Here is a 4,453-nt window from a genome sequence, read left to right on the forward strand (position 1 = left end):
GAGGCTGGGGCGGCATGGGCGGCGGCTGGGGTGGAATGGGTGGCGGTTTTCCAGCAACCTATTACAACACCAGCTGTCAGACGACATTCGAGCTGGTCAGCGGCAAGGTCGTCGGATGGACCATGCGCGGGGACGGGTGCTGAATCACTTAACCTGCTCTATGGTCGTCTTTCCCGCTCACAGGATGGTGCGATCAGGCATGGATGTGCGACTCGAAGTTTTTTCCTCAGGACGGTTCTCGGGCTGGGGAAAGGGACTGAAACTCGGCGTGGGGCTTCTTCTGGGGGCCACACTCTCCGCCTGTGGCGATCCTGACTGGCAGGGTACCGACTGGACGAAGAACTATCAGGACAGCTTCGAGACGCAGATCAGCGCCCGGGCGTCCATGATTCCGGGAAATTCGGACAAAGCCTATCAGCCGAGCGTGGACGGGACGCCCAATAGCCCCGTGGCGTATCACGCGCCGCCAGTCATGTCCTACGAGGACCGTCCGCTTGATGAAAACATCTCGGGCGCTCTGGAACTGGCAGATTACGTCAAGGCACTACGCGTTGCGAAACTGGATCCGTGGATCAGTGGTCCGGGACCCTATACGCTGTTCGCCATTCCCAATGCGGCCATGGAGCGTCTGAACACGCGTTGGCCGGGCGGTCTGCTTGCACCGGGCAACCGGGGGCAGCTTGTCCATATTCTGGGCTACACGATTGCCAAGGGAAAATGGGATGAAGCCGCTCTGCGCCGGGCGATCAGACGCAATCATGGCCACGCGATCGGCCTGAAAACCCTGTATGGGGACCTGCTGGGTGTGCAGGTTTCTCCCCGGACGGGCGAACTGCTGCTCGAAAATACGGCTGGAGAGACCAACCGTCTGTCCGGCAAGTCTTTCCCACAGTCCAACGGTGTTCTTTACATCACCCAGGACACGCTTCTGCCAGTACCGGCCCCTGAAAAGGTTTCAGTCGGCCGCAAGCGCCGCCATCGCTGAAAACCGCTCTGCGTCCTTGCCATCAAACTGAAGTGGGATGGCAAGGAAGTCAGCACCGGCGGCAAGCGCCAATGCGCCGTCGTCCGTGGTCAGGATGTTTTCGGCGACTCCCGGTAGCTCCATGACGGAGCTCCACCACGTCACCAGTTCCTTCTCCCCGGCTGGAAACGCGACATAATCTGCACCCGATTCGCCTGCTTTCATGGCATCGTCACGATTGGTGCAGACGCAGCCGATCGCCATATCGCTTCCGACTGTTTTGCGCAGGGTAATCAGATCCTCGACGCAGGCGGCATGCAGGCCGTCACAGGTTCCAAGAAGGGATTGCGACGTTCCGGAAAGCGGAAGGCCGACTTCAAGGATCATGGCAACGCCATTGGCATGCAGCAGGTCCACGAGCTGCGAAAGCTGCGCCTTTTCCGGCGTCCATCCGCAAGGCAGCCGCAGGGCTGTAACTTCAGGCAGCGCCAGAACATCGCGAAGCACGTCCAGAGCAGCGTCCAGACTGAAACCGGCGGGCAGAACGGGGTAGAGATCACAGGATGTCATGGGAATGTTCTCGCAGATTGTCGGGACAGGAGCTAGGCGGTCTGAACGTCAGGATACGCCCGCGGTACTGGTCATAGGCTTCCAGCGCCCGCAACTGTGCGGCGCCAGCCCGGCAGATTGCCCAGCCAATCCCGGCATCCAGCGCCTGCCGTGCCAGTGCAGGCGAGCCACCGCAGTCCAGAATGGAGAGCCCGGCCTGTGCCGTCATGACGTTCAGCCACCAGGGAATACCAAAGCTGCTGCCTGCACTTTCGGCGGATAGGGCAAGAAACTGTTCCCCATGGCGCTGAACAGTCTGATCCATCTCATGACGCGACGAAATGACGAAAACAGGATAGTGAATGGGCAGTGACGTCCTTGACCCGGCAACGGGATCGGGTCTTTCCTGAGGAACGGGCCGGAGCGGGTCTGTATTGGGCATTTTACTGGCATAATGATTGCATGAACGGGAAGATCGTGGCGGTAAACGAGACAGGTATTGTGCAGGACGATAAGGCGGTTGAACGTCTTGAGGAAGCCATGATGCGGATTGCCGCTGCGTCGGAACGCCATGTTCTGGCCAGGGAGGCCTGTGAACGCGCCCTGCATTCCGCCCCTGATCTCTCGGAATTTGCGGCCAATATTGATGCGCTGTGTGCCCGTATTCAGGGCGTGCTGAACAGGAAGGAGGGCTGACCGATGGGACAGGTATCCATTCGTCTTAATGGCTATGTCTATAATGTCGGGTGTCAGGATGGCGAAGAAGCCCATCTTTATGACATGGCCCGTCATGTCGAAGGCTGGCTTCAGCGCGCTCGAAGCCTTGGTGGGGCTGCAAGCGAATCCAAGACACTCATGATGGCGGCTCTTTTGATGGCCGACGAGATTTTTGAGCTGAAGCGTCGGCAGATCTCGCCTCAGGCCGAAGCGCAGATCCAGCAGGCCGGGCAACTGCTTCAGCTTGAGGGGGGACGTCAGGAGCGTCTGGCCCGACTGGCGGGGCAGGCAGAGCTTCTCGCTGCCGAACTTGAGCGTGCGTCCTGATTCTTTAACGTTTGCATTGAACATCGCTGCGGACAGTCTAATATATGTCGTGGAGCTGCCTGGTGCGTCAGGCAAATCATCCCCCGGGCCGATAAGCATTCCTACGGGAACTGGCTCTGTCGTGGCCCTGGTCACGTTAACCGGTGCCCACCTGCACTTGCAGGTCTAGGAGGGCTGAAAAGACCAACGGCTTTGGCGGCTCCACACCTCTCCGACCTCGACGTTCTGAAAAAAGACCTGCGCCGGAAAATGGCGGAGCGTTGCACGATGGCCTCTCCTGTTGATGAAGAGGCACTGCGTTATTTCCTTCTGAAGGAAATTCTGGCGCAGCCGGTTCAAAAAATTGCTGCTGTGTGGCCTCTGGCTGGAGAAGTTGATCTTCGGCCTCTGTGTCATGTCCTGTCTGAAAGCGGGCGGCAGGTTCTGCTGCCGGAAACCACGCCCAAGGGCTCCCCACTGATATTCAGACGCTGGACGCCTTCAACGTCCATGACGGCTGGTCGCTTCGGAACATCGCATCCTCAGGGTGACATTGATGTTCCGGATCTCGTTCTCGTTCCATTTCTGGCGTTTGACCGCTTTGGTTATCGGCTTGGATATGGCGGCGGTTATTATGATCGCACCCTGGCGGTACTGAACGTCCCGGCAATAGGCTTTGGCTTTGCCGGCCAGCAGATCGATGCCGTTCCAACAGGTCCTTACGATATTCCGTTAAAAACGATCGTGACCGAGTGCGGCGTCATTAGGACCAATCCTCACTGAACTATTATGAAAGACTGACTGTTGAGACTGCTGTTTCTTGGCGACATTATCGGGCGTAGCGGGCGTGAAGCCATCATCCGGAATCTGGCCGACTGGCGCCAGAAACTCTCGCTGGACCTGGTGGTCGCCAATGGTGAGAACGCCTCACATGGCTATGGTCTGTCTACCGACATAGCCAAAAGCCTGCACAGTGCGGGTGTCGATGTGATTACACTGGGCAACCATGCCTGGGATCGACGGGACATGATCGGCTACATCAACCAGGCCCCCCATATTGTCAGACCCGCAAACTATCCTGCCGGAACCCCGGGGCAGGGGAGTCATATCGTCGAGATCAGCCGTGGACGCCGGGCACTGGTCATCAATGTGATGGGGCGTATTTTCATGGATCCGCTCGATGATCCTTTCCGGGTCGTCAGCGAAATTCTGTCCAAACATCGTCTGGGCGTGACCGTTCATGCGATCCTGATTGACGTTCATGCAGAAGCCACCAGTGAGAAAATGGGCTTTGGGGCCTATTTCGATGGCAGGGCGTCCGTTGTGGTGGGGACGCACACGCATGTTCCCACAGCGGACCACCGCATTCTTCCCGCAGGCACGGCCTATCAGACAGATGCGGGAATGTGTGGGGACTACGACAGCATCATTGGAATGGGCAAACCGGCCTCTCTCCATAAGCTTGTTCGCAAAATCCCCGGAGATCGGCCGCAACCCGCAGAAGGGGAGGCGACAGTCTGCGGTCTTATGGTGGAGACGGATGATGCCACGGGACTTGCCCGAAAGGTCGCTCCGCTGCGCATTGGCGGCCATCTGGCTCCCAACTGGCCGGACTTCTGAGAAAAGCAGAAAAATTGAGAAAAATCCGCCTTTTTTCGAGTACGATTCGCAATGAATAGCGGGGGTTAGTCCCATTTATCCCGGAAAACCGGGATTTCTTCTGTTGATAAGTGCCTTGTGAATTCTGTTTGACACTCTGCTGAGCTCCCCGTATAAGCCCGTTCACCGACGCAGCGGGGCTCACTTACTGAGGGCTTCTGGGGCGGCGGGGATGACGATATTTGAAAATTGAATATGGAATTGGAAGGGATATGTTGGCGGCGTTTTGGTGCTGGTGATCTGGGATTAAGTTCCTGG

General features: G+C 57.8%; 7 protein-coding genes and 1 other RNA gene. 6 read left to right on the plus strand and 2 right to left on the minus strand.

All coding sequences use genetic code 11. The features are described from left to right. Positions 1-199 precede the first annotated feature (199 nt). Positions 200-985 (plus strand): fasciclin domain-containing protein, encoded by a 786-nt coding sequence (locus JK202_RS16000; RefSeq protein WP_211562473.1) that lies wholly within the window; start codon positions 200-202, stop codon positions 983-985. On the opposite strand, the gene JK202_RS16005 is transcribed toward JK202_RS16000, so the two are convergent. Together JK202_RS16005 and JK202_RS16010 are read right to left on the minus strand one after the other, a co-directional pair. Next, positions 956-1,534, minus strand: a complete 579-nt coding sequence (locus tag JK202_RS16005; protein WP_211562475.1) for a thiamine phosphate synthase — start codon at positions 1,532-1,534, stop codon at positions 956-958. The two genes, JK202_RS16000 and JK202_RS16005, sit on opposite strands and share 30 nt — an antisense overlap. Next, on the minus strand, positions 1,521-1,838 hold the full coding sequence (locus JK202_RS16010) for a hypothetical protein (RefSeq protein ID WP_249200189.1): 318 nt from the start codon (positions 1,836-1,838) through the stop codon (positions 1,521-1,523). Before JK202_RS16010 ends, JK202_RS16005 begins: the two co-directional genes overlap by 14 nt. Before the next feature lie 44 nt (positions 1,839-1,882). On the opposite strand from JK202_RS16010, the gene JK202_RS16015 reads away from it, so the two are divergent. From JK202_RS16015 to JK202_RS16035, 5 genes are all read left to right on the plus strand, one after another. Continuing rightward, entirely contained in the window at positions 1,883-2,209 is a 327-nt protein-coding gene (locus JK202_RS16015) for a hypothetical protein (protein ID WP_349291882.1), read from the plus strand. 3 nt (positions 2,210-2,212) lie between these two features. Next, entirely contained in the window at positions 2,213-2,557 is a 345-nt protein-coding gene (locus tag JK202_RS16020) for a cell division protein ZapA (RefSeq protein WP_211562479.1), read from the plus strand. A 49-nt stretch (positions 2,558-2,606) separates the two neighbouring features. Continuing rightward, positions 2,607-2,763, plus strand: a non-coding RNA gene (gene ssrS, locus JK202_RS16025) — 6S RNA. Continuing rightward, entirely contained in the window at positions 2,750-3,319 is a 570-nt protein-coding gene (locus tag JK202_RS16030) for a 5-formyltetrahydrofolate cyclo-ligase (RefSeq protein ID WP_211562481.1), read from the plus strand. The genes ssrS and JK202_RS16030 overlap by 14 nt, the downstream gene beginning before the upstream one ends. A 21-nt stretch (positions 3,320-3,340) precedes the next feature. Next, complete coding sequence (locus tag JK202_RS16035) at positions 3,341-4,156, plus strand: TIGR00282 family metallophosphoesterase (protein WP_211562483.1); 816 nt, start codon at positions 3,341-3,343, stop codon at positions 4,154-4,156. The last annotated feature ends 297 nt before the right edge of the window (positions 4,157-4,453 follow it).

This window comes from Gluconobacter sp. Dm-62, assembly GCF_018256155.1.
GTDB lineage: Bacteria > Pseudomonadota > Alphaproteobacteria > Acetobacterales > Acetobacteraceae > Gluconobacter.

Coding starts and splice junctions, on each gene's coding strand:
- JK202_RS16000 (WP_211562473.1), top strand. CDS start 200: ATGGATGTGCGACTCGAAGTTTTTTCCTCAGGACGGTTCTCGGGCTGG.
- JK202_RS16005 (WP_211562475.1), bottom strand. CDS start 1,534: ATGACATCCTGTGATCTCTACCCCGTTCTGCCCGCCGGTTTCAGTCTG.
- JK202_RS16010 (WP_249200189.1), bottom strand. CDS start 1,838: ATGGATCAGACTGTTCAGCGCCATGGGGAACAGTTTCTTGCCCTATCC.
- JK202_RS16020 (WP_211562479.1), top strand. CDS start 2,213: ATGGGACAGGTATCCATTCGTCTTAATGGCTATGTCTATAATGTCGGG.